The following is a 21,036-nucleotide window of genomic DNA, read 5'->3' as shown; positions in this document are numbered from 1 at the left end:
CGAGCGCCGTTTAGTCCTACTATTGTCGACAAGGCGGATACGTCGGGAGAGGCAGATGGTTGATCGGCGGACATTCTTGGCGGGCGTGGGCGCGTTCGCCGCTGCCGGGGGCGTCGCCCGCGGCGCGGCACCCGCCGGCGTGCGGGCGAAGCCGCTCGATGAGGTCGATTATGCCGACGTCGTGCTGCTCGACGGGCGTGCGCGGCGGCAGGCGGAGGCGACGCTGAACGCGCTGATGGCGATGGACGAGGCTGCGCTGCTGCGCCCGTTCCGGCAGGGGGCCGGGCAGACGGTCGCGGCGCATCAATTCGGCGGCTGGTATGACTGGAGCCCCAGCTTCGCCCCGTCCGCCAACATGACCGGGTTCATCCCCGGTCACAGCTTCGGCCAATATGTCTCCGCACTGGCGCGTGCTTATGCGGTCACCGGCGACGCCGCCGCCAAGGCCAAGGCGGATCGGCTGGTGGCCGCGTTCGCGCCGACGATCACGCCCGATTTCTACAAGAACTACCCGATCCCGGCCTACACCTACGACAAGATCGTGATCGGCCTGCTCGACGCGCATCGCTTCGCCGGCAACGCGCAGGCGCTGCCGCTGATCGGCCGCGCGACCGATGCGGTGCTGCCCTATCTGCCCGGCCGCGCGGTCGATCGCGCCGAGAGCGAGAAGTCGCCCAAGCCCAACATGGCGTTCGGCTGGGACGAGACCTACACGTTGCCCGAGAACCTCTATCTGGTCGCGGCGGCGGGCGGGGGCGACCGCTATCGCGCGATGGCGCGGCAATATCTGCTCGACCGCACCTATTTCGAGCCGCTCGCCGCCGGCCGCAACGTGCTCGCCGGGCGCCACGCCTATAGCCACGTCAATGCGATGGCGTCGGCGATGCAATCCTATCTGGTCGACGGCGGCGTGACGCATTTCCTCGCTGCGCGCAACGGCATGGATTTCGTCGTCCAGCAGAGCTTCGCCACCGGCGGCTGGGGGCCGAACGAGGCGTTCGTCGAGGCGGATTCGCCCGGCCTCGGCCACAGCCTCGAGACGACGCATCGCAGCTTCGAGGCGCCGTGCGGCTGCTACGGCCATTTCAAGGTCGCGCGCTATCTGATGCGCGCCACCGGCGACAGCCGCCATGGCGATGCGGTCGAGCGACTGTTCTACAATGCGGCGCTGGGGCTGTTGCCGCTGCAGCCGAACGGCGCAGCTTTCTATTATGCCGATTACAACGAGCTCGGCGCCAAGACGTATTACGAATATGCCTGCCCGTGCTGCTCGGGCTCGATCGGGCAGTTGACCGCCGATTACGGCAAGACCGCTTACCTGCGCGACGACGAGGGGCTGTACGTCAACCTCTACACGCCGTCGAAGGCGACGTGGCGGCGGCGCGGCGAGCCGGCATTGGTGCTGACGCAGACCGGCAGCTACCCGCTGACCGACGACGTGGCGATGAGCGTCGCCGCGCCGCGCCCGGTGACGATGGCGCTGCGGCTGCGCATCCCCGCCTGGGCCGGGCCGGCGACGCGGGTCAGTGTCAATGGCCGCGCGGTTGCGGGCGTGACACCGGGGCGGTTCCTGACGATCGCGCGCGAGTGGCGCGCGGGCGATACGATCGCGCTCGCCATCGATCGGCCCCTCTACACCAAGGCGGTCGACGCGCATGCCGCCGATCATGTTGCGCTGATGCAGGGGCCGCTCGCTATGTTCGGCACCGGCGACCGTCACGCGCTGCTGACCCGCGCCGAGCTTGCCTCGCTGCGCCAGGATGCGCCGGGCGGCACCGACTGGAGCCTGCAGGGCGGCACGGGCCGGCAGTCCTTCAAGCCTTACTTTGCGATCCACCCCGGCGAGGTGACGCGGCTGTATCAGCGCGTCGCCGATCCGGTCCGCGCCTGAGCCATCCTCGTGCTCCTGCGTAAGCAGGAGCCCAGGGTTTCAAGCGCCGCTCTGTGCAACTCTGGGTTCCTGCCTGCGCAGGAACACGGACAGGGGAGGCGGCACTTTCCCGCGGGCGCCGGGTTTGTCGGCTGATGTCCGATACACCCACGCTCGTCTGGCTGCGCCAGGATCTCCGCCTCGCCGATCAAGCTGCGTTCGCCGCGGCTGCGCGCGAGGGGCCGGTGGTCGCCGTCTATGTGCTCGACGATGCCGCGCCGGGCCATTGGGCGATCGGCGGTGCGCAGCGCTGGTGGCTTCACCACAGCCTCGCGGCGCTGACGGCGGAGCTGGCGGATCATGGCGTGCCGCTCGTGCTGAAGCGTGGCGACGCCGCGCGCGAGGTTGCGGCGCTCGCCGAGCGGCTCGGCACGCAAAGGGTGCATGCGCTGCACCATTACGAGCCGTGGTGGCAGGCGGCCGAGCGCACGCTCGCGAAGCATGTCGATCTGGCGCTGCATGACGGCACGCGGCTGGTGCCGCCGGATCGCGTCAGGACGGGGGCGGGCGGCCGCTTCCGCATGTTCACGCCGTTCTGGAAGGCGTTGCACGAACAGATGCCGCCGCCCAAGCCCCACCCGGTGCCGCGCGGATTGCGCGGGCCGAAAGACCATGTCGCGGGAGACCGTTTGGAAAGCTGGGATCTGTTGCCGGCCAAGCCCGACTGGGCGACCGGCTTCGCCGACTGGCGGCCGGGTGAGCATGGCGCGAAGCTGCGCCTCGACAATTTCGACGCGGCGGAAATCGCCGCCTACGACCATGACCGCAACCTGCCGGCCGAGGAGGGCACGTCGCGTCTGTCGCCGCACCTGCACATGGGCGAGATCTCCCCCGCCGCGGTCTGGCATCATTGCGCGGGCAAGCGCGACGCGACCGCTTACCTGCGCGAGCTGGCGTGGCGGGACTTCACCGGCAACGTGATCGATCAGCGCGCGGATTATGGCGATGCCAATGGCCGCGCCGCGTACGACGATTTTCCGTGGCGCCACGGCACGTCCGCCGATCGCGACTTCACCGCGTGGACCAAGGGGCGCACCGGTTATCCGATCGTCGATGCGGGCATGCGTCAATTGTGGGCGACCGGCTGGATGCACAATCGGGTGCGGATGATCGCCGCCTCGTTCGTCATCAAGCATCTGCTGATCGACTGGCGCCGCGGTGCGCATTGGTATTGGGATACGCTGGTCGACGCCGATTATGGCAATAACAGCGTCAACTGGCAGTGGGTCGCCGGCACCGGCGCCGATTCCAGCCCGTTCGGGCGGATCATGGCGCCGCTCGTCCAGTCGGCCAAGTTCGACGCCGCCGATTACATCCGCGAATGGGTTCCCGAACTGGCGGGGCTCGACGATGCGTCGATCCACGATCCGCACGGCGAGGGCCGTGCGCCCGACGGCTATCCCGCGCCGCTGATCGGTCATCGCGAGGCGCGCGAGCGGGCATTGGCGGCGTCGCGCAAAGTCTGACGGTCGTGTGGCTCTCCGGCCGGCGTGGTGCTAAACCACGCGGCGGAGAGCAAAAATGAAAATGATGATCGCCCGCGCGCTGTCGCTGGCGGTGCTGCTGGCCTCGATGCAGGGGCGGGCGACAGGCGAAACACCCCCGGCTGCCGCCCGGCCGACCATCTCGCCGGCGACCCTCGACGATACGCTGAACGTCAGCGGCGACCCGATCGCCGCGCGCGGGGACAATCGCCGCCTCGCCATCGCCGTGTCGATCGGCGGGCAGGGGCCGTTCCGGTTCCTGGTCGACAGCGGCGCGGATCGCACGGTGGTGGGGGCTGCGCTCGCCCAGCGGATCGGCCTGCCGCCCGAGGGGAATGTGGTGCTCAACAGCATCGCCGGCCGCAGCGTGGTCGATACGGTGCGGATGGAGGGGTTGCGGGTGGGCGACAGCACCATCCCGCTCGTAATCGCGCCGAGCCTGCCCGAAGCGTGGCTGGGGGCGCAGGGCATCGTCGGGATCGACGCGCTGGCCGAGCAGAAACTGATGCTCGATTTCGAGCAGCGCAGCGTCACGATCGAGCCAAAGCGCCGCGAGGTGCCCGTGGGTGACGACGAGATCGTCGTGGTCGCACGGCGCCGGCATGGCCAGCTGCTGCTGACCGAGGTGGCGGTCGGCGGGATCGACCTGCTGGCGATCATCGACTCGGGTTCGGAGATCACCGTGGGCAATCAGGCGCTGCTGGAGCGCGTCAGCCGGCTGCGCCATCCGCCGACGGCGACGCCGATCCGCATCACCAGCGTCACCGGACAGTCGGTCGAGGCGAGCCTGATCGTGCTGCCGCGACTGCGCATCGGGAGGCTCGAATTGCTCGCAGTGCCGGTCGCCTTTGCCGACGTGCCGCCGTTCGCTCTGTTCGGCGTGGCCGATCGGCCGGCCTTGCTGCTCGGCACCGACACGCTGGCGGCGTTCCGGCGCGTCTCGCTCGATTTCGCGCGGCGTCGGGTCCGCTTTCAGATGCGCGGTTAGCTTATTGCAGGACGAGGCGGGCGCGGCGCTGCGCCTCGCGAATGTCGGCACGGCTCAGCGTCGCGGCGATATCGGCGCGCCATTCGGCGCCGCGCTCGTCGCCGGCCAGCGCCGCGAGGTTGAACCATTTGTGCGCCTCGATCAGGTCGAGTTCGACGCCACCGCTGCCGACGGAGCAAGCGAGGCCCCAGTCGAACAAGGCCGGGCCATCATCGAGCATGGGAAAATCGAGGGTGCAAGCGGGGTGGGACATCGACAGGCTCCATCACTTCGTGCTGAGCCTTTTTACGTCTTAACCCTTTTCCAAATTGGTTAACGCGACGGTCATCGTGTGCGTGGAGTCGTTCGACATTCGTCGCATGCGAGGGTGACGGCCTTCAGCCGAGCAGCATGCGCACCGCAAGCACCGCTGCGACGATATAAGCGAGAATGCCGAACAGCGCGTCGCCCGGAATTGCCCAGTGCCGATGCTGCCGGACGAGATCTTCGAGGCTCTCGGCGCCGTTGGGCGTTGCCGCGGCCGGTGCAGCCGGGCGGCCCAGCGCGATCGGCGTCGAGTTCGAGAAAGCGCGTGCCTCATCCTCGGCCGACAGCGGCTGGGTGAAGGCGCAGCCATATTGGCTGTCGCGCCGCCATGCGACGAACGCACGGGTCGCACCCGCGCCGGCGAGGCCGATGCTGACCTCCTGCCCGATGGCGAGATCAGCGTTGGTGACGATGCGGAGGCCGGTGGCCGACAGATCGAGGACGACCACGTCGAGCGGTGCCGCGCCTTCGGTGCGCAACGTGCTCGCGGCGTTCGCCTCGCGCCGTTCGGCCCGGCGTGCCTCGTTCTTTCCCGACGCTTTGTTCACCCGATCTGCTCCCAAGATGCCGGGCATTCTAGCTGCGGGACGTTGCGATTGGCTTAAATCCGCACGCCGAGCAAAGCAGACCCGAGCAAGGTGAGCAGCTTCACGTCCATGAACAGGCCGGCCGCGCGTTTCTCGGCGACGAAAGCCTCGATCTGCGCGAGCGGCACGCGGTGGACCGTGATGTTCTCGCCCTCCTCGCCGCCGCCGTCGCTGACCTTGGTGAGGCCGGTCGCGCGGACGAGGGTGAAGGTCTCGGAGACCATGCCGGGCGACGAGGCGAAGCGACCGAGGATCTCGATCTCGGCCGCGCGATAGCCGGTCTCCTCCTCCAGCTCGCGTGCGGCGGCGATCTCGATCGCCTCGCCTGCCTCATTGTCGCCGACCAAGCCCGCCGGCAGTTCGAGCGAGGGGCCGCCCAACGGCACGCGATATTGCTCGACCAACAGCACGTCGCCGTCGATCACCGCCAGGATCACGGCGGCGTGGATACTGCGCGCGCGGCCGACATATTCCCACGTGCCCTGCCGGCGCACGGTGATGAAGCGACCTTCCCACATGGTCTCGACGGGGGCGCTTGATGGTGAGCTCATAATTCGATCAACCGGTCGGGCAGCTCGTTGGGATCGCTGCCGGTGAAGGGGAAGTGGGTTTCCAGCACCGCGCCGATCCGCTCGATCGCGGCGGCGATGCCGTCGCCGGGTCGGCCCTCGCGCACATCTGCGATCAAAGCCGCCATCGCCTCGCCCCACTGCTCCGCAGGGGCACGGGCGTGGATCGCGGCATCGGCGACGATCTCGGCGCGGCGCTCGGCAAGGCTCAGGTACAGCAGCACGCCGGTCTTGCTGAGCGTGCGCTGCTCGGTGCCGGCGCGGAAAAGCATCAGCGCGCGGCGGCGGACGCGACGCGCCTTGGTCGCCGCGGGCACCAGCGCCATGCGGATCGCCGGCCGCCCGAAGATCCACCGCGCGATCAGGAAGACGATCGCGCATTTGATCGTCAGCAGGGTGAGCAGGAAGCGCAGCGACGGCTCCTCCCACCCGCCGTCGATCAGCGCCACGCCCCACAGCAGCAGCGAGGGGAAAGCGGCGGAGAGGGCTAGCGGGAAGAGGGCGACGACCAGCGCCCAATGCAGCACCGCGTCGGCATAATCGTCGGATGCGGGCGAGACGATCGCGGCGATCTCGCCATCGGTGCGCGCCTCGGCCGCCCTGATCGCGGCGGCGACCTTCGCCTGATCCTCCGGCGTGATCTGCATCACCATCCTCCCGACGCTCCGCCGCCACCACCGCTGCCGCCGCCGCCGCCGGTGAAGCCGCCGCCGTCCCAACTGCCGTCGCCGCCGCCGGACGATCCACTGCCGTCACCCCAGCCCGAGCCACCGCCCCAGCCCCCGCCGCCACGATGGCGGTCGCTATCCATCAGCTCGCTCGCCGCCCACAGCCAGATCGGCCAGTTGCTGCCGCCACCCCCGCCATAATAACGCTGCCCTCCCACGCGTCGCCCGATCGACGACACGAAGATGACGCCGACGATCACCAGCCAGAAGATCATGCCGAACGGAATATGGCCCTGCCGGCCGCGTTGGTGGACCTTGTCGAATTCTGCCTTGGCCGCGGCGACCTTGGCCTTCGCCTTGTCGTCGGGCAGGCGCAGCTGTTGGTCGAGCGCATCGACGCCAGCCTCGATGCCACCGGGTATGTCGCCTGCCTTGAACGCCGGCACGATGTCGCGCCGGATGATGATGCTGGACAGTGCGTCGGTCAGCACCGGTTCGAGCCCGTAGCCGATCTCAACCCGGATCCTGCGGTCGCTAGGTGCAATGATCAGGATTGCACCATTGTCGGCGCCCTTCAGCCCGACGCCCCACGCCCGCAGCAGTCGATAGCCATAATCCTCGATCGCATAGCCCTGCAGGTCGGGGATGGTGGCGACGACGAGCTGGCGCTTGGTCTGTCTCTGGAGCGCCTCGAGCTTGGCTTGCAGCGCCGCCTTGCGATCGGCGGGCAGGATGTTGGCGGCGTCGGTGACGAGGCCGGTGAATTTCGGGAAGGTCTGTGCTGACGCCGGGGCGAGTGCGAGAAACAGCGCGGCGATGGTCGCGAGCAGCCAGCCCCATCCGTCATGCCAACGCAGGCTGGCATCTCGCGAGACGACGGTAAGCGCTCGCCTCACGAGATCCCGGCTTTCGCCGGGATGACGGGAACGGGGAGGTGTCACCTCAGAAGCTCACCGTCGGCGCGGCCTGCGCGTTCGGAGCGGTCGCCTCGAAGGTCTGCATCGGCTTGGCGCCGTAGAACACCTTTGCGCCGATCGAGTTGGGGAAGGTGCGGATCAGCGTATTATATTGCTGCACCGCGCCGTTATAATCGCGCCGCGCGATCGTGATGCGGTTCTCCGTCCCCTCGAGCTGCGACTGCAGCGTGAGGAAGTTTTCGTTCGACTTCAGGTCCGGATAATTTTCGCTTACCGACAGCAGCCGGCCGAGCGCCTGGCTCAGCTCGCCCTGCGCGGCGCCGAACTGCTTGATCTTGGCGGGATCCTTCAGGTCTTCGGCAGTGACGTGGATCGAGGTCGCCTTGGCGCGCGCCTCGGTGACGCCAATCAGCACCGATTTCTCCTGCTGGGCGGCGCCCTTCACCGTCGCGACCAGATTGGGGACGAGATCGGCGCGGCGCTGATATTCGTTCTGGACGTCCGCCCAGCGCGCCTTGGCGCTCTCCTCGGCGGTGGGGATGGCGTTGAGGCCGCAGCCGCCCAGCGCGAGCGCCGCGACGGGGGCGAGCAAAGCAGGGGCGAGACGGGGCAGGCGGGACATGATCGTTCCTCCGAAAGTCGCTGGCGTCTTACTCGGGCAAGACACATGCCGCAATCGGGATCGACAACGCGGCCGTTACGAAAGCTTTCCCGCGCCCATTTGATCGTATACGATCTTAATCAAACAAGGGGATGACGACGATGCGCCGCATGTTCGATCTTGGCCTGATCGCCGCCGTGGCGATCGCGGTGGCACCGGCGTCGGCCGAGCCGATCGCGCCCGTGCTTGCTGCCTATCAGACGGTGCTGGACGAAGAGCGCGACGATCTGCCCGGCCGCTGGCCCGATCTGTCGCCGGCGGCGGTGAAGGCGCGCAACGACCGGCTCACGGCGGTCGCGCGCCGGCTCGACGCGCCCGCCCCGGCGAACGAGGGTGGCGAGGACCGGATCACACGCGATATCCTGGGCTGGCGTCTCCATGCGCGGCTGGAGGAAGCGCGCTTCGATACCGAACGGATGCCGTTCATCGGCGGCGATGGCTTCTACACCACGCCGATCTACGTCGCGAGCACCACCGTGCTGCACGACGAGGCCGAGGCGAAGGCATGGATCGCCAAGATCGGCGCGCTGCCGGCCTATTATGATCAGGCGATCGTCAACATGAAGCGCGGCCTCGCCACCGGCTTCGTCCAGCCGAAGATCGTGGTCGATGCGACGCTCGCGCAACTTCGCACCGCCGCCGGCCAGGCGGTGGCCGACAATGCGCTGCTCAAGCCCTTCGCCAAGCGTCCGCCCGCGGTCGACGCCTCGCGCTGGGAGGCGCTGAAGGCCGAGGCGACGCAGGCCGTGGCGAGCCGGGTCAAGCCCGCCGAGGCGCGCGCCGTCGCCTTCATGGCCGACGACTATCTGCCGCATGCCCGCGCCGGGCTCGGCGCGGGATCGATGCCGGGCGGTCAGGATTATTATGCCCATCTCGTCCGCGTCAGCACCACCACCGACATGACGCCGCAGCAGGTGTTCGACCTCGGCCAGAGCGAGGTCGCACGGATCGGCGCCGAGATGGAGGCGGCCAAGCACGCAGCCGGCTTCGACGGGTCGATGCACGATTTTCTCGTCATGCTGCGCTCCGACAAGCGCTTCTACGCGACCGACGTCGACGATTATGTCGCGCGCGTCAGCGCGGTGGTGAAGCGCGTCGACGAATATCTGCCGCGCTATTTCGGCACGCTGCCGCGCCTCACCTTCACCATCAAGCTCAAGCCGCCCGAGCTGGACGGCACGTCGGGCGGCTATTTCCTCGGCGATCCCGCCAAGGGCGTCGCCGGCGCGGTGATGCTGAGCAAGAGCAGCGCCACCGATCCGCTGTTCAGCATGCCGTCGTGGATCCTGCACGAAGGCGTGCCGGGCCACCACCTTCAGATCGCGCTGGCGCAGGAGCGGACCGACCTCCCGCCGTTCCGCCGCAAGGACGACGTCACCGCCTTCGTCGAGGGCTGGGCGCTCTATACCGAGCGGCTGGGCGACGAGATGGGGATGTACCGCACGCCCTACGAACAGGTCGGCCGACTCTCCTACGAGATGTGGCGCGCCTGCCGGCTGGTGATGGATGTCGGCATCCACGCCAAGGGCTGGAGCTTCGATCAGGCGGCGGCATGCCTGCGCGAGCATACGGCGTTGCCCGAACGCGTCGTGACCGGCGAGACGTTGCGCTATGTCGGCTGGCCGGCGCAGGCACTTGCCTACAAGGTGGGCGAGGTCCGCATTCGCGCGATGCGCGCGCGTGCCGAGGTGGCGCTGGGGCCGAAGTTCGACATCCGCGCCTTTCACGATGCTTTGCTGGACGACGGCCCGATGCCGATGGCGATCCTCGACCGCCAGATCGATGGCTGGATCGCCGCGCGCCGTTGAGCCGATGCGCGCTTTGCTTTAATCTCTCCGCGTCGGGCGGAGAGGGGGAGCGTCGTGGCGCCACTGCAGCACGCTAAGGCGATGACCTTCGTCGTCACGGCCGATCGGGCGCGCGCCAAAGCCTTCTACGCCGACGTGCTGGGCTTCCCCCCGGTCCATGAGGACCAGTTCGCCTGCGTGTTCGATCTCAACGGCACGGCGCTACGCCTGTCGGAAGCCGAGGCTTTCCGGCCACAGCCGCACACCGTGCTCGGTTGGCAGGTCGGCGATATCGTCGCGACGATCGAGGAGTTGCGCGCGAAGGGCGTTGTCTTCACGATCTACGACGGCTTCGGCCAGGATGTGCTGGGCATCTGGAGCCCGCCGGGCGGCGACACCAAGGTCGCATGGTTCCAGGATCCCGACGGCAACGTCCTGAGCGTGGCCCAGTTCGCGCCGGGGGCGGCGGCGTAGCGGGCTCGCCGGGAGCGGCCGTGGTCATCGAACGAGGGGGGACGTCCGTGGATTTCAGCCGCAGATCGGTTCTGGCATGTGGCGCGGCGTCTTTTCTAGCCGGCCCGATCGCCGCAGCGCCCGCGCTTCTTCAGGTGCCGACGGTCGACGGTCTCGCGCTGACCGTCCTGATCGATAGCACGACCGCTGTCTTCAGCCCCGCCGTCGACCGGCCAGACTTCAGATATGTGCCACCGCCAATCACGCGCGATTATCACAAGGCCTTTGCGGGACAGTGGGGCTATTCGCTGCTCGCCATATCCAATGTCGGCGCGGCGCGGCGCACGACGCTGGTGGACTTCGGCTATACGTCGGATGCGCTGCTGAACAACATGGCCCTGCTCGGCGTCGCGGCGGAGTCGGTGGAGGCGATGGTCCTGAGCCACGGCCACTTCGACCATTTCGGCGGGTTGGACGGGCTGCTGTCGACCGGCAGGCTACGGCGCGGCACGCCGCTCTATGTCGGTGGTGAGGAAGCATTCTGCGCGCGCGTTCGCGGCACCGATCCCGATGGCCCTGCCTTCGGAGAAATCGATCGCGCCGCGCTGAGCGCGGCCGGTATCCGCACCATCGTGTCGGGCGATCCCAGCCTCATCGGCGGCCAGGGTTTCACGACGGGCCGCATTCCGCTGGTTTCGTCCGAACGTCCGCGCGTGCCCACCGGAATGCTGCCCGGACAAGGCTGCGAACGGCGCCTGCTCGATCCGTCGAAGCAGAGCGCCAATTTCCTGGTGGACGATGCCGTTCACGAGCTCGGCACCGCCTTCGACGTCGCCGGCCGGGGGCTGGTCGTCATCGGCTCGTGCAGTCACCGCGGCATCATCAACACCGTCCGGCGCGCCCAGGCCGTCTCGGGCGTGGCCAAGATCCATGCCATCGTCGGCGGCTTTCACCTCGTGGCGCCGCAAACGCGCGAGCAGGCGCTGGAGACGGTCGCGCTGATGCGCGCGCTCGATCCGGACTATATCGTCCCCGGCCATTGTTCAGGCGAGACGTTCGTCGCCGCGGCTCAGGCGGCCATGCCGGAGAAGATGATCCGATCGGTGGTCGGAGGTCGCTACCTGTTCGGTACGTCCGCTCAATATTCGCCGTAGCGGCCGCGTATCGAGGCGATCAGCTTCGCGCTGTCATAGCCGATGCCGTCCTTGAACACCGTCACGACATTCTCGATGTCGGCGATGCTGCGCGACGGATCGCCCTTTACCACGACGAGATCGGCATTCTTGCCCGGCGCGATCGAGCCGATGCGGTCGGCAAGGCCGAGATAGGTGGCGCCGTTGAGCGTGGCGATGTGGATCGCCTGCTCGGGCGCGAAGCCCGCCTCGACCAGCAGTTCGATCTCGCGCTGATCGCCATAGCCTGGCACGACACCGCCATTGCCCGTCGGATCAGGTCCGGCGATCAGCAGGCCGCCGGCCGCCACGAACTGCTTTTCCAGCGCCAGATCGTTGGCGAAGGCCTGATTGTAGGTCGCCACCTTGTCCGCCGGCGTCATCGCGCGCCGGTTGCGCGCATAGAGATAGGCGGTGCGCGCCTCGGGCGTCATCGCGTCCATCAAGCGCGGTTGCAGCGTGGCGTGCGCCGGGATCTGCTGCTCGAACACGGGCAAGGTCGAGGTGAGCGCGACATGATGCTTCACCAGCGTCTCGATCAGCGCATTCGCCTTGGCGCTGCCGGGCGTCATCGCTGCCAGCGTCGGGATGCCGGTGCTTGCCGGGCAGATGTCGGGCACCTTGCCGGGATCGTCCTGCGTGTTGACGAAGAAGCCATGCTCCAGATCGTCGATGCCGAGCGCCGCCGCCTCGGGATAGGTGACCGAGCAGAGGTGGCCGGTCAGCTTCAGCCCGCGCCGGTGCGCCTCGGTGATGGCCGCGCCCAGTTCGGCGCGGGTGATGTTCATATAGGCCTTGAACGAGGTCGCGCCCTGTTCGGCCCAGAAGGCGACGGTGCGGCGCGCATCCTCGGCATCGCGCAGCGGGTGCATCTGGATGAACGGGCTGTTCGCGCCCTCCAGATAGGGGCCGGTCACGTCCATGTGCGGGCCGGGCAGGGTGCCGGCGTCGATCGCCGCCTTCAGGTTGAGGTCGGTATAGGGCTCGACCGAGCCGGTGGTGCGGATCGTCGTCACGCCCGCCGCCAGATAGAGGCGCGGCGAGGTGAAGGTCATCTGCGGCACCACCAAAGGCGGCTCGCTATTGCCCTGCGCGTCGAGGTCGGGCCGCCCGATATAATACATGTGGTCGTGCATGCCGACGATGCCGGGCATCACGCTGTGGCCGGTCAGGTCGATCGCGCGCGTACCGGCGGGCACCGGCGCGTCGCCGGCCTGGATCGCGACGATCTTCGCGCCGTCGAGGATGATCGTGCGATCCGCCAGCGCGGGCGCGCCGGTGCCGTCGATCAGGCGCACATGGGTGAGCGCGATGCGGCCCGCCGCAACCTGCACGTAAGGCGCGACCGCCGTACCGGGCGTGGCCGGCGGCGGCAGGATCGCGGCCTGTCCGGTCCATGCCAGCGCGAGCGCCGCACCGGCGGCGAGCAATGCCTTCATCATATCCCCCTCAGACGATCGGTGCGAGCAGCCTGCCACCCAGCTTGCGGAACACCAAGAGGATCGCCGCCGCGATCGCGATCAGGCCGGCATGCATCAGCCAGAAATTGGCCGGCGACATCGTCTCCAGCAGCCCGCCCAGCCGGCCCACCAGCATGTTCGACGCGAACAGATGGAGGTAATAGAGCGCCACCATCGTGCTGCCGATCGCGCGCGGCGCGCAGCGCGAATAGAGCGCCATGCCGACCGGATAGACGCTGGCGAAGCCGACCTCGTTGACGAGATGGAAGATCACCGCCCAGCCGAGGCTGATCTTGTGCCCGCCCGCCGCATAGAGCGAGGCGGCGGCGAGGATCAGCGGGGCGAGCATGCAGATCAGGGTGCCGATCAGCAGCTTGGTCATCTCGTCCGGCTCGCGCCAGCGCGTCGCCCACCAGCGCCAGAAGGCGATCGTGCCCGCCACGCCGAGGATCGCGAAGACCGAGGTGATCGAGATCAGCCACGTCACCGGCATCGTCCGGCCGAAGAAGACCAGCCGGTAATTGGCCTCGCCCCACAGCAGATAGGCGTTGAACATCTGTTCGTTGCCGACGCTCGCCAGCGCCAGCACCGGCAGCAACGCGACCAGCACGACGATGCGCCTGCCCTCACCGGGCAGCAAGGGCGGGCGCGGCTCGACGATGCCGCCCTTGTGGATCGGTGCGGGCTCGGGCGGCAGCCAGCGGCGGCCGGCGAGATAGGTGGCGAGGCCGACCACCATGCCGACCCCGGCGACGCCGAAGCCCCACGCCCAGCCGACCTTCTCGCCCAGCGTGCCGCAGACGAGCGGCGCCAGCATCGCGGCGGTCGAAATGCCCATGACGAAGATCTGGAAGCCGCGCGCGCGGCGCAGGTCGTTCGGCGCGTAGAGATCGCCCACCTGCCCGGTGATGTTGGTCTTGAACGCGCCGACGCCGAGGACGAGCGCGAGCAAAGCGATCAGGAAGGTCTGCTCGTACCCCATCAGGAAATGGCCGGCGGTGAGCAGCAGCGCGCCGAGCGTGATCGCGCGCGTCTTGCCGATCAGCCGGTCGGCCAGCAGGCCGCCGAGGATCGGCGTGAGATAGACGAGGCCGGCATAGAGCCCGAACACCGCCGAGGCGAGCGCCGCCGGCGACAGCGGCCCGTACATGCCCTCCATCACCGCGCGGAACGGCCCGATGCCCCAGATCGCGCCGACATGCGCCGGCTGGAACAGATAGTGGGTGGCGTAGAGCACCAGCAGCGTCTGCATGCCGGTATAGGAAAAGCGCTCCCACAGCTCCGACAGGGTAAGCACGCCGAGGCCGAACGGATGGCCGAGGAACTGGCGGCCGCGGGGCGGCTCGGTGAGCGGGGCGGCGATGGCGGCGGCGGTCGCCATGCCTAGAGAAGACGTCCGAGCGGGAAGCAAGTGATTGGCATGGGCGGAGGTTAGCGCGGTCTCCGCTACCTGCAATGGCGTAAAGTGTCGGTTGCGTGAAAAGTGGCGTATCGCGCGGGTGCGCGGTACAGACGACGCACACGATCGGGAGGCTTCATGTCCGACACCGCCGCCGCGCCGCTTCGGCTCGGCATTCTCAGCACCGCCAATATCGCCCGCCACTTCGCCGCCGGCGTGGCGGGATCGGACAAGGTGTCGCTGGTCGCCGTCGCCAGTCGCGATCGCGATCGCGCCGGGCAATTCGCCGAGGCCAACGGCATCGTCCGCGTCGTCGACAGCTACGACGCGCTGCTCGCCGATCCCGAGATCGAGGCGATCTACAATCCGCTGCCCAACAGCCTGCACGCCGAATGGAGCATCCGCGCGCTGGAAGCCGGCAAGCATGTGCTGTGCGAGAAGCCGATCGCGCTCGACGCGGACGAGGCACGCACGATGTACGATGCCGCGCGCCGTGCCGGTCGCCATCTGGTCGAGGCCTTTCCCTATCGCGCTCAGCCGCTGACGCACGCGCTGGCGGGGATCGTCGGGTCGGGCGAGATCGGGCGGCCGCGCACGATCCATGCCGCGTTCGGTTTCCCGGTCGCCAATGCCGCCAACATCCGGCTCGATCCGGCGCTGGGCGGCGGCGCGATGCTCGACGCCGGCACCTATGCGGTCAGCCTCGTGCGGATGCTGGCCGGGGCGATGCCGGTGCGCGTCACCGCCTCGGCGGTCCTGTCGGAGCGCGGCGTCGACCTGACGACCACCGCCAGTCTCGATTTCGCGGACGGGCTGCTCGCCCAGATCAGCTGCGCGTTCGGCACCGGCCTCCACCGCCGCGCGATCGTCGCGTGCGAGGGCGGTGTGGTGACGACCGACTTCCCCAACCATCTCACCGCCGAGAAGCCGGGGCTGCTGCAGGTCAGCCGCGGCGGGTGGGAGCCGAAGGACGAGCGGATCGATTTCGCGCCGCTCAACGGCTTCCGCGCCGAGGCCGACTCCTTCGCCGATCTGGTGCGCACCGGCACGGAGGCATGGAATGGCATCGGCGAGGCGGAATCGATCGAGGTGATGCGCATCCTCGACGCGATCACGCTGAGCGCGCGCGAGGGGCGGCCGGTCACGCCGTGACGAGCATGACGGCGCATTATGATGTGCTGATCGTCGGCGGCGGCCATGGCGGCGCGCAGACCGCGCTCGCGCTGCGCCAGCAGAAGTTCGCCGGCAGCATCGCCATCGTCGGCGAGGAGCCCGAGCTGCCCTACGACCGGCCGCCGCTCTCCAAGGAATATCTGGCGGGTGACCGGCCGTGGGAGCGGATGATCTTCCGCACCGCCGCGGCATGGGCGGAGCGCGACGTGGCGCTGCTGCTCGGCCGGCGCGTGATGCAGGTCGATGCCGCCGCGCACCGCGTGACGACCGACCACGGCGCGATGCTCTCTTATGGCCGGCTGGTCTGGGCGACCGGGGGCAGCCCGCGGCGGCTCACCTGCTCGGGCCACGATCTCGTCGGCGTGCACACCGTGCGTAGCCGCGCCGATACCGATCGCATGCGCGACGAGCTTGCCGACGTGCGCGAGGCGGTGGTGATCGGCGGCGGCTATATCGGGCTGGAGGCGGCGGCGGCGCTCGCCAAGTTCGGCAAGCAGGTGACGGTGGTCGAGGCGCTGGATCGCGTGCTGGCGCGCGTCGCCGGTGCGCCGCTGTCGCGCTTCTTCGAGGCCGAACATCGCGCGCACGGCGTCGAGATGCGGCTGGGCGCGCAGGTGATCTGCATCACCGAAGGCGACGGCCGCGCGACCGGCGTCGAGTTGGCCGACGGCTCGATATTGCCCGCGCAGATGGTGATCGTCGGCATCGGCATCGTGCCGGCGGTACAGCCGTTGCTGGATGCGGGCGCGGAGGGCGGCAATGGCGTGCGCGTCGACGGCCAATGTCGCACCAGCCTGCCCGACATCTTCGCGCTCGGCGACTGCGCGGAGCATCGCAACGGCTTCGCCGAGGGCGACTGGATCCGGCTGGAATCGGTGCAGAACGCGCACGATCAGGCGGCGATCGTCGCGCGGGCGATCATGGGCAATGACGATCTTTACGCAGCGGTGCCGTGGTTCTGGTCGAACCAGTACGATCTGCGTCTGCAGACGGTCGGCCTGTCGCGCGGCCACGATGCGGTGGTGGTGCGCGGCGATCCGGCGACGCGCGCTTTCAGCCTGGTCTATCTCCGCGGGGGCCGCGTGATCGCGCTCGATTGCGTCAACATGGTGCGCGATTATGCGCAGGGTCGCGCGCTGGTCACGAACGGCGTACGCGTCGATGCGGCGCTGCTCGCCGATCCCGCAATATCGCTGAAGGCGCTCGCCGCGGGCTGAAGCACGCCCTCTCGACGGCGCCGTCGCGTAATGTCATTCTCGCGCCGCTTCGCCATGGGAGGGATGGGAATGCGCCGGATAGTGATCGCATCGATGCTGACTGCGGCGACCGCCGCCGGCGCGCAGGATATCGCGCCGCAGAAGAGCAAGGACATCGTCGTCAAGGGGCAGCAGTCGGACGACGCGCAGGAGAAGCAGGTCGTCGTCGGCTCGCGCATCGCCCGCAAACCGCTATACAGCAGCGAGGGCGTGGCGAGTAACACGGGGCTCGCCGCGCTCGGCGGTGCGACCGATATGACATTCGATGCGCTCGGGCGCACGGTGACGACGCGCAGCAAGGGTTGCCGGGTCAAGGATGCGGTCGTGTCGGCGCCGGTCGCGTGCACTTTGCTGATCGCGCTTAAGGCTGATCCCGCGACGGCCAAATCGGTGCTGACCGCGGCGCTCGGTCGTCCCGGTCTCACCGACGAGGACAAGTTCGTGATCGAAAGCGAGCTCTATCGCGTGACCGACGAGGTCGGCGACAAGCCGGCCAAGCGGCAGGCGCTTACCTATCTGGTCGACAGCGGCCATATGGCACCGACCGCGCTGGTGCCGGCGACGCGGGCGCTGGCGAGCATGGCCTATTCGGCGGGCGACACGACCGAGGCGCTCAATCGCTACGTCGCGCTGGCGAAACTCGATCCCGACGACACCACCGCGCGCGCCAATGCTGCCGCGTTGATGGAAGGTGCCGGTCGTCGCGACGACGCGCGCGGCATGCTCGTCGAGGCGGTCGCCATCGCCCAACGGCGCGGCCAGCCGGTGCCCGATGCTTGGCTGGACCGGATCAAGCCGGTGTCAGCCACGCATTAGGTCGTCCGATCAGCGGACGCGCGGCGCGCCATAAGGCAGCGGCGGCGGCGGCCGGCGATCGCGGCGCGGCAGCTGCGCCTGATAGGCGACCGAGCAATGCTGCAGGCAATAGGGGAAACCCTGGTTGATCGGGTTGCCGCAGAAGTGGAAGTCCGGCTCGCCCGGATGCCCGAGCGGCCACTTGCAGATGCGGTCGTTTAGGTCGAGCAGGCTCGTCTTGCCGGCGATGTCGCTCGACGGCTTGGCGGGCACCAGCCGGCGTGGCGGCGCGGGCGGGATCGGCGGCTGCTGCTCGTGCGGGTTCTGCCGCTGGAAGCCGCCGGGCCCGATCGAGCGCACCGCGGGGGCATCCGGCACCGGCGGCGCGGGCGGCGATGCCGGCTCGGCCGGACGCGCTGCGACCGGGGCGGGCGCAGGCGAAGGTGCCGGGGCGACCGGCGTCGGCGCGACCGGGGCAGCCTCGGCAGCGACCGGCGCCGACGGCGTCTCGATCGCCGGCTCGTCGCTCTCGGCGGCCGCGGTCTCGCCCGGCTTCACCGGCGAGGGGCGCGCCTGCAGCCCGAGCCGATGCGCCTTGCCGATCACGGCGTTACGGCTGACGCCGCCCAGTGCCTCTGCGATCTGGCTGGCGGTCATGCCCGCCTGCCACATCTGCCGCAGCTGCTCGATCCGCTCGTCCGTCCATGCCATTCGGCCACATTCCCTAAGCAGTCGGAGGCTTGCCGCTGATGACCCCGGCGACTAACCGGGGGGCATGAGCGACGCCTCGATCGAAAATATTCGCCCTGCCCCCGGCGTGCCGGTGATCGCAATGATCAACTGGGAGGGCTTGCGCGCACTCTATATCAAGGAGGTGCGTCGTTTCTTCAAGGTGCATCTGCAGACGATCTGGGCACCGGCGATCACGACCCTGCTGTATCTGGTCATCTTCTCGGTGGCGCTGGGCGGTGGCGACCGCCAGGTGATGGGCACGTCGTTCGCCGACTTCGTCGCGCCGGGCCTGATCGTCGCCACCGGCATGATGCAGAGCGCGTTCGCCAATGCCAGCTTCTCGCTGCTGGTCGGCAAGATCCAGGGCACGATCGTCGATTATCTCATGCCGCCGCTGTCGGCGGGCGAGTTGCTGGCGGCGCTGGCGGGCGCGGCGATGACGCGGGCGGTGCTGGTGGGCTTCGCGGTATGGGCGGCGATGTTGCTGTGGCCCGGCGTCACCCATCTGCCGCGCGTGCCGTGGGCGGTCGTCTGGTTCGGCCTGATGGGGGCGGCGCTGATGGCGTTCGTAGGGGTGCTCGCCTCGATCTGGGCGGAGAAGTTCGACCACAATGCCGCAGTCACCAATTTCGTGGTGCAGCCGCTGTCGCTGCTGTCGGGCACCTTCTACTCGGTCGATCGGCTGCACGGCGTGTTCCGCGCGATCAGCCACTTCAATCCGTTCTTCTACGTGATCTCGGGCTTCCGCTACGGCTTCCTCGGCGTGAGCGATTCCAACGTGGTGGTCGGCGCGCTGCTGCTGCTGGCGATCAACGTCGTGCTGGGAAGCGCCTGTTACGTGGCGCTGCGGACGGGATGGAAGTTGCGCAACTGATCGAAAGCGGGCCGCCCGTCGAGACGGCCCACCGATCGTTCACAGCAAGCGCGCGAGCGTTTCCTTGATCCTCAGTTTCTGCTTCTTGAGCGTCGAGACCTGCGCGGCGTCGGGTGCCGCCCTTCGGGACTCGTTGGCGATCTGCGCATCCAGCCGCGCATGTTTCGCCATCAGGGTTGCAGAATGGGAATCCGTCATCGACTCGCTCCTTTGCTGCTGGGGTGCAGACTGAAAGATAAAACACGCGAGCCGCGGTTTGTCGTCACCCAATTGTCACGAACTCCCCCGAAATAGCACCATTTCGCCGTTGGCTGCGGCCGACCTTGAGCATGGGAGTGCAACGCCCTAACGCTCGATCGCGACGGCAGGGAGTGGGCGGTGGAGGAAGCGGAGATCATCCGGCGCGTGGGCGAGCTTCGGCAGGAGCATCGCGACCTGGATGCGGAGATCGACGCGCTCGCCTTCGACGCCACGACCGACCAGCTGCAGATGGCGCGGCTGAAAAAACGCAAGCTGAAGCTGAAGGACCAGATCACCGCGCTCGAGGATCAGCTGATCCCCGACATCATCGCCTGAACCAGACGCCAAAGGCTCCCCCCGCACATGCGGGAGGAGCGTGGCGATCATCATATCGGTCGATTATGCGGCCCGAAGGTCGTTGACCGCCTCGATGCTCTGCGACTGGCTGGTGCCGCCGATCGCGATGTTACGGGGCTTCTTATGCTCCGGAATCTCGCGCACGAGCTGGATGTCGAGCAGGCCATTGTCATAGGCGGCGCCGGTCACCTTGATCGTGTCGGCAAGCTGAAAGCGGCGCTCGAACGCGCGCTTCGCGATGCCGCGATGCAGGAACTGGCGGCTCTCGCCTTCGCTGCCCTCGTTGGCGCGGCCCGTGACGATCAGCACATTGTCCTGCGCGGTGATCTCGAGCTCGTCGCGGCTGAAGCCGGCGGTGGCCATCGAGATGCGGTAGGTGTCCTCGCCGACCTTCTCGATATTGTAGGGGGGATAGGCGTCGCCCTCGCCGCGGGTGGCGAAATCCACCAGGCGATTGAGGTTCTCGAAGCCGATCGAGGTGCGCAACAGCGGCGCGAAATCGAATGTACGCATGGGTCCAATCCTTTCAAAGCGATCAAACATGGTGGCTCGCGGGATCTCCGCCGGGCCGTGCGCCTTCGCCCCGAATGGCGACGAGGACACAGGAATGAGATAGAAAGCGGCCGCGCGGCTTCAAGTCTGCCTCCGGTCGTTCACCCTCTTTGCACATTCCGCCGCAAGCACGGTTGTGGCATGACAATCGCTTGGTTTGGTATGGAGGAGCGGCAGATATGGTCGGCGCGGATGACCTGTCCGGCAGGCTGGCCGAGACGCTCTATACCGAGGCGCTTTTGCTCGCCGACGAGATGCGCGGCTATTTCGATGGACCCGGCGCACGCGATCGCGACACGCTGGGGCCATCCGAGCGCGTGCTCTACGCATGCGAGTCGCTCAAGGCGACGACGCGGCTGATGCACGTCATCGCCTGGCTCGCCACGCGCCGCGCGGTCGAGGCCGGCGAGCTTGTCTCGGACGACGGGCTGGGCATGAGCGCGTCCAGTTCCGCCGCGGAGCTCGGCCGATTACCGACCGCGCCGCGACGGCTGATCCTCGCCGGCATCGACCTCTACGAACGGGTGGAGCGGATCGCCGCCGGCATCGACGCGCCCGTCGCCGCCGCCAGCCCCGCGCGCGTGTTGATCCAGCGGCTCGAACGGGCCTTCTGACGGCGGCGAAATCGGCTATTGCAGGGCTGCAATCGCTCGTCATTCCAGGCGGGTTATGTGGG

23 protein-coding genes are annotated in these 21,036 nt (G+C 68.4%); 12 read left to right on the top strand and 11 right to left on the bottom strand.

The annotated features are described in order from the left end of the window. Positions 1 to 55 precede the first annotated feature (55 nt). The 3 genes from K8P63_RS14100 to K8P63_RS14090 all read left to right on the top strand — a co-directional run bounded on the left by K8P63_RS14100 (position 56) and on the right by K8P63_RS14090 (position 4,402). Positions 56 to 1,891, top strand: a complete 1,836-nt coding sequence (locus tag K8P63_RS14100; RefSeq protein ID WP_223796656.1) for a beta-L-arabinofuranosidase domain-containing protein — start codon at positions 56 to 58, stop codon at positions 1,889 to 1,891. Positions 1,892 to 2,025: 134 nt separating this feature from the next. Next, on the top strand, positions 2,026 to 3,396 hold the full coding sequence (locus K8P63_RS14095; protein ID WP_223796655.1) for a cryptochrome/photolyase family protein: 1,371 nt from the start codon (positions 2,026 to 2,028) through the stop codon (positions 3,394 to 3,396). A gap of 55 nt (positions 3,397 to 3,451) precedes the next feature. Next, positions 3,452 to 4,402 (top strand): retroviral-like aspartic protease family protein, encoded by a 951-nt coding sequence (locus K8P63_RS14090; protein WP_223796654.1) that lies wholly within the window; start codon positions 3,452 to 3,454, stop codon positions 4,400 to 4,402. 1 nt (position 4,403) lies between these two features. Here K8P63_RS14090 and K8P63_RS14085 read toward each other — a convergent pair whose 3' ends face one another. The 6 genes from K8P63_RS14085 to K8P63_RS14060 all read right to left on the bottom strand — a co-directional run bounded on the left by K8P63_RS14085 (position 4,404) and on the right by K8P63_RS14060 (position 8,071). Beyond that, entirely contained in the window at positions 4,404 to 4,655 is a 252-nt protein-coding gene (locus tag K8P63_RS14085) for a hypothetical protein (RefSeq protein WP_223796653.1), read from the bottom strand. 124 nt (positions 4,656 to 4,779) lie between these two features. Further along, on the bottom strand, positions 4,780 to 5,256 hold the full coding sequence (locus K8P63_RS14080; RefSeq protein WP_223796652.1) for a PilZ domain-containing protein: 477 nt from the start codon (positions 5,254 to 5,256) through the stop codon (positions 4,780 to 4,782). Positions 5,257 to 5,309: 53 nt separating this feature from the next. Then, entirely contained in the window at positions 5,310 to 5,846 is a 537-nt protein-coding gene (locus tag K8P63_RS14075; protein ID WP_223796651.1) for an NUDIX hydrolase, read from the bottom strand. Further along, positions 5,843 to 6,511, bottom strand: a complete 669-nt coding sequence (locus tag K8P63_RS14070) for a TPM domain-containing protein (RefSeq protein WP_223796650.1) — start codon at positions 6,509 to 6,511, stop codon at positions 5,843 to 5,845. The genes K8P63_RS14075 and K8P63_RS14070 overlap by 4 nt, the downstream gene beginning before the upstream one ends. Then, the gene (locus tag K8P63_RS14065; RefSeq protein ID WP_398288906.1) at positions 6,511 to 7,389 is read right to left on the bottom strand and encodes a TPM domain-containing protein; all 879 of its coding nucleotides are present in this window, start codon (positions 7,387 to 7,389) and stop codon (positions 6,511 to 6,513) included. The genes K8P63_RS14070 and K8P63_RS14065 overlap by 1 nt, the downstream gene beginning before the upstream one ends. Before the next feature lie 85 nt (positions 7,390 to 7,474). Next, positions 7,475 to 8,071, bottom strand: coding sequence for a LemA family protein (locus K8P63_RS14060; RefSeq protein WP_223796649.1), 597 nt, complete (start codon positions 8,069 to 8,071; stop codon positions 7,475 to 7,477). A gap of 140 nt (positions 8,072 to 8,211) precedes the next feature. On the opposite strand from K8P63_RS14060, the gene K8P63_RS14055 reads away from it, so the two are divergent. Genes K8P63_RS14055 through K8P63_RS14045 form a run of 3 tightly spaced genes read left to right on the top strand, consistent with a single transcriptional unit; the run spans position 8,212 to position 11,504 of the window. Beyond that, complete coding sequence (locus K8P63_RS14055; protein ID WP_223796648.1) at positions 8,212 to 9,918, top strand: DUF885 domain-containing protein; 1,707 nt, start codon at positions 8,212 to 8,214, stop codon at positions 9,916 to 9,918. Positions 9,919 to 9,972: 54 nt separating this feature from the next. Further along, the gene (locus K8P63_RS14050; protein ID WP_223796647.1) at positions 9,973 to 10,371 is read left to right on the top strand and encodes a VOC family protein; all 399 of its coding nucleotides are present in this window, start codon (positions 9,973 to 9,975) and stop codon (positions 10,369 to 10,371) included. Positions 10,372 to 10,418: 47 nt separating this feature from the next. Further along, positions 10,419 to 11,504: an MBL fold metallo-hydrolase gene (locus K8P63_RS14045; RefSeq protein WP_223796646.1), complete on the top strand. Its 1,086-nt coding sequence runs from the start codon at positions 10,419 to 10,421 to the stop codon at positions 11,502 to 11,504. Here K8P63_RS14045 and K8P63_RS14040 read toward each other — a convergent pair. Both K8P63_RS14040 and K8P63_RS14035 read right to left on the bottom strand, forming a co-directional pair. Then, positions 11,489 to 12,961 carry an amidohydrolase family protein gene (locus K8P63_RS14040; RefSeq protein ID WP_223796645.1) on the bottom strand — a complete coding sequence of 491 codons (1,473 nt, stop codon included), beginning with the start codon at positions 12,959 to 12,961 and terminating at the stop codon, positions 11,489 to 11,491. The genes K8P63_RS14045 and K8P63_RS14040 overlap by 16 nt on opposite strands. Positions 12,962 to 12,971: 10 nt before the next feature. Next, positions 12,972 to 14,363: a peptide MFS transporter gene (locus K8P63_RS14035; RefSeq protein ID WP_223796644.1), complete on the bottom strand. Its 1,392-nt coding sequence runs from the start codon at positions 14,361 to 14,363 to the stop codon at positions 12,972 to 12,974. A gap of 156 nt (positions 14,364 to 14,519) precedes the next feature. Between K8P63_RS14035 and K8P63_RS14030 the strand changes: the two genes are divergently transcribed. The 3 genes from K8P63_RS14030 to K8P63_RS14020 all read left to right on the top strand — a co-directional run bounded on the left by K8P63_RS14030 (position 14,520) and on the right by K8P63_RS14020 (position 17,626). After that, positions 14,520 to 15,533, top strand: a complete 1,014-nt coding sequence (locus K8P63_RS14030) for a Gfo/Idh/MocA family protein (protein WP_223796643.1) — start codon at positions 14,520 to 14,522, stop codon at positions 15,531 to 15,533. A 5-nt stretch (positions 15,534 to 15,538) separates the two neighbouring features. Next, positions 15,539 to 16,771, top strand: a complete 1,233-nt coding sequence (locus tag K8P63_RS14025) for an NAD(P)/FAD-dependent oxidoreductase (protein ID WP_223796642.1) — start codon at positions 15,539 to 15,541, stop codon at positions 16,769 to 16,771. A gap of 93 nt (positions 16,772 to 16,864) precedes the next feature. Continuing rightward, the gene (locus K8P63_RS14020; RefSeq protein ID WP_223796641.1) at positions 16,865 to 17,626 is read left to right on the top strand and encodes a tetratricopeptide repeat protein; all 762 of its coding nucleotides are present in this window, start codon (positions 16,865 to 16,867) and stop codon (positions 17,624 to 17,626) included. Between the two features lie 9 nt (positions 17,627 to 17,635). Here the strand turns inward: K8P63_RS14020 and K8P63_RS14015 are convergent, their stop codons facing one another. Beyond that, the gene (locus tag K8P63_RS14015; protein WP_223796640.1) at positions 17,636 to 18,316 is read right to left on the bottom strand and encodes a GcrA family cell cycle regulator; all 681 of its coding nucleotides are present in this window, start codon (positions 18,314 to 18,316) and stop codon (positions 17,636 to 17,638) included. 64 nt (positions 18,317 to 18,380) lie between these two features. Between K8P63_RS14015 and K8P63_RS14010 the strand changes: the two genes are divergently transcribed. Then, positions 18,381 to 19,211 carry an ABC transporter permease gene (locus K8P63_RS14010; protein ID WP_223796639.1) on the top strand — a complete coding sequence of 277 codons (831 nt, stop codon included), beginning with the start codon at positions 18,381 to 18,383 and terminating at the stop codon, positions 19,209 to 19,211. A gap of 39 nt (positions 19,212 to 19,250) precedes the next feature. Here K8P63_RS14010 and K8P63_RS14005 read toward each other — a convergent pair whose 3' ends face one another. Continuing rightward, positions 19,251 to 19,409: a YdcH family protein gene (locus K8P63_RS14005; RefSeq protein ID WP_223796638.1), complete on the bottom strand. Its 159-nt coding sequence runs from the start codon at positions 19,407 to 19,409 to the stop codon at positions 19,251 to 19,253. 180 nt (positions 19,410 to 19,589) lie between these two features. Between K8P63_RS14005 and K8P63_RS14000 the strand changes: the two genes are divergently transcribed. Beyond that, positions 19,590 to 19,787 carry a YdcH family protein gene (locus K8P63_RS14000; protein ID WP_223796637.1) on the top strand — a complete coding sequence of 66 codons (198 nt, stop codon included), beginning with the start codon at positions 19,590 to 19,592 and terminating at the stop codon, positions 19,785 to 19,787. 63 nt (positions 19,788 to 19,850) lie between these two features. On the opposite strand, the gene K8P63_RS13995 is transcribed toward K8P63_RS14000, so the two are convergent. Continuing rightward, the gene (locus tag K8P63_RS13995; protein WP_223796636.1) at positions 19,851 to 20,321 is read right to left on the bottom strand and encodes an Hsp20 family protein; all 471 of its coding nucleotides are present in this window, start codon (positions 20,319 to 20,321) and stop codon (positions 19,851 to 19,853) included. A 218-nt stretch (positions 20,322 to 20,539) separates the two neighbouring features. Here K8P63_RS13995 and K8P63_RS13990 point away from each other — a divergent pair, with 218 nt between their 5' ends. Continuing rightward, on the top strand, positions 20,540 to 20,974 hold the full coding sequence (locus K8P63_RS13990; protein ID WP_223796635.1) for a DUF1465 family protein: 435 nt from the start codon (positions 20,540 to 20,542) through the stop codon (positions 20,972 to 20,974). The last annotated feature ends 62 nt before the right edge of the window (positions 20,975 to 21,036 follow it).

This window comes from Sphingomonas nostoxanthinifaciens, assembly GCF_019930585.1.
Taxonomy (GTDB): domain Bacteria; phylum Pseudomonadota; class Alphaproteobacteria; order Sphingomonadales; family Sphingomonadaceae; genus Sphingomonas_I; species Sphingomonas_I nostoxanthinifaciens.
Note: the sequence above shows the minus strand (reverse complement) of the source record. Positions and strands in the feature narration are given on the sequence as shown.

Excerpts from the sequence above, each read along its gene's own strand:
- K8P63_RS14070 (WP_223796650.1), bottom strand. The coding sequence starts at position 6,511 with ATGCAGATCACGCCGGAGGATCAGGCGAAGGTCGCCGCCGCGATCAGG.
- K8P63_RS14025 (WP_223796642.1), top strand. The coding sequence starts at position 15,539 with ATGACGGCGCATTATGATGTGCTGATCGTCGGCGGCGGCCATGGCGGC.
- K8P63_RS13990 (WP_223796635.1), top strand. The coding sequence starts at position 20,540 with ATGGTCGGCGCGGATGACCTGTCCGGCAGGCTGGCCGAGACGCTCTAT.
- K8P63_RS14030 (WP_223796643.1), top strand. The coding sequence starts at position 14,520 with ATGTCCGACACCGCCGCCGCGCCGCTTCGGCTCGGCATTCTCAGCACC.
- K8P63_RS13995 (WP_223796636.1), bottom strand. The coding sequence starts at position 20,321 with ATGCGTACATTCGATTTCGCGCCGCTGTTGCGCACCTCGATCGGCTTC.
- K8P63_RS14015 (WP_223796640.1), bottom strand. The coding sequence starts at position 18,316 with ATGGCATGGACGGACGAGCGGATCGAGCAGCTGCGGCAGATGTGGCAG.
- K8P63_RS14005 (WP_223796638.1), bottom strand. The coding sequence starts at position 19,409 with ATGACGGATTCCCATTCTGCAACCCTGATGGCGAAACATGCGCGGCTG.
- K8P63_RS14075 (WP_223796651.1), bottom strand. The coding sequence starts at position 5,846 with ATGAGCTCACCATCAAGCGCCCCCGTCGAGACCATGTGGGAAGGTCGC.
- K8P63_RS14040 (WP_223796645.1), bottom strand. The coding sequence starts at position 12,961 with ATGAAGGCATTGCTCGCCGCCGGTGCGGCGCTCGCGCTGGCATGGACC.
- K8P63_RS14055 (WP_223796648.1), top strand. The coding sequence starts at position 8,212 with ATGCGCCGCATGTTCGATCTTGGCCTGATCGCCGCCGTGGCGATCGCG.
- K8P63_RS14010 (WP_223796639.1), top strand. The coding sequence starts at position 18,381 with ATGAGCGACGCCTCGATCGAAAATATTCGCCCTGCCCCCGGCGTGCCG.
- K8P63_RS14035 (WP_223796644.1), bottom strand. The coding sequence starts at position 14,363 with ATGGCGACCGCCGCCGCCATCGCCGCCCCGCTCACCGAGCCGCCCCGC.
- K8P63_RS14100 (WP_223796656.1), top strand. The coding sequence starts at position 56 with ATGGTTGATCGGCGGACATTCTTGGCGGGCGTGGGCGCGTTCGCCGCT.
- K8P63_RS14095 (WP_223796655.1), top strand. The coding sequence starts at position 2,026 with ATGTCCGATACACCCACGCTCGTCTGGCTGCGCCAGGATCTCCGCCTC.
- K8P63_RS14090 (WP_223796654.1), top strand. The coding sequence starts at position 3,452 with ATGAAAATGATGATCGCCCGCGCGCTGTCGCTGGCGGTGCTGCTGGCC.
- K8P63_RS14060 (WP_223796649.1), bottom strand. The coding sequence starts at position 8,071 with ATGTCCCGCCTGCCCCGTCTCGCCCCTGCTTTGCTCGCCCCCGTCGCG.
- K8P63_RS14085 (WP_223796653.1), bottom strand. The coding sequence starts at position 4,655 with ATGTCCCACCCCGCTTGCACCCTCGATTTTCCCATGCTCGATGATGGC.
- K8P63_RS14020 (WP_223796641.1), top strand. The coding sequence starts at position 16,865 with ATGCTGACTGCGGCGACCGCCGCCGGCGCGCAGGATATCGCGCCGCAG.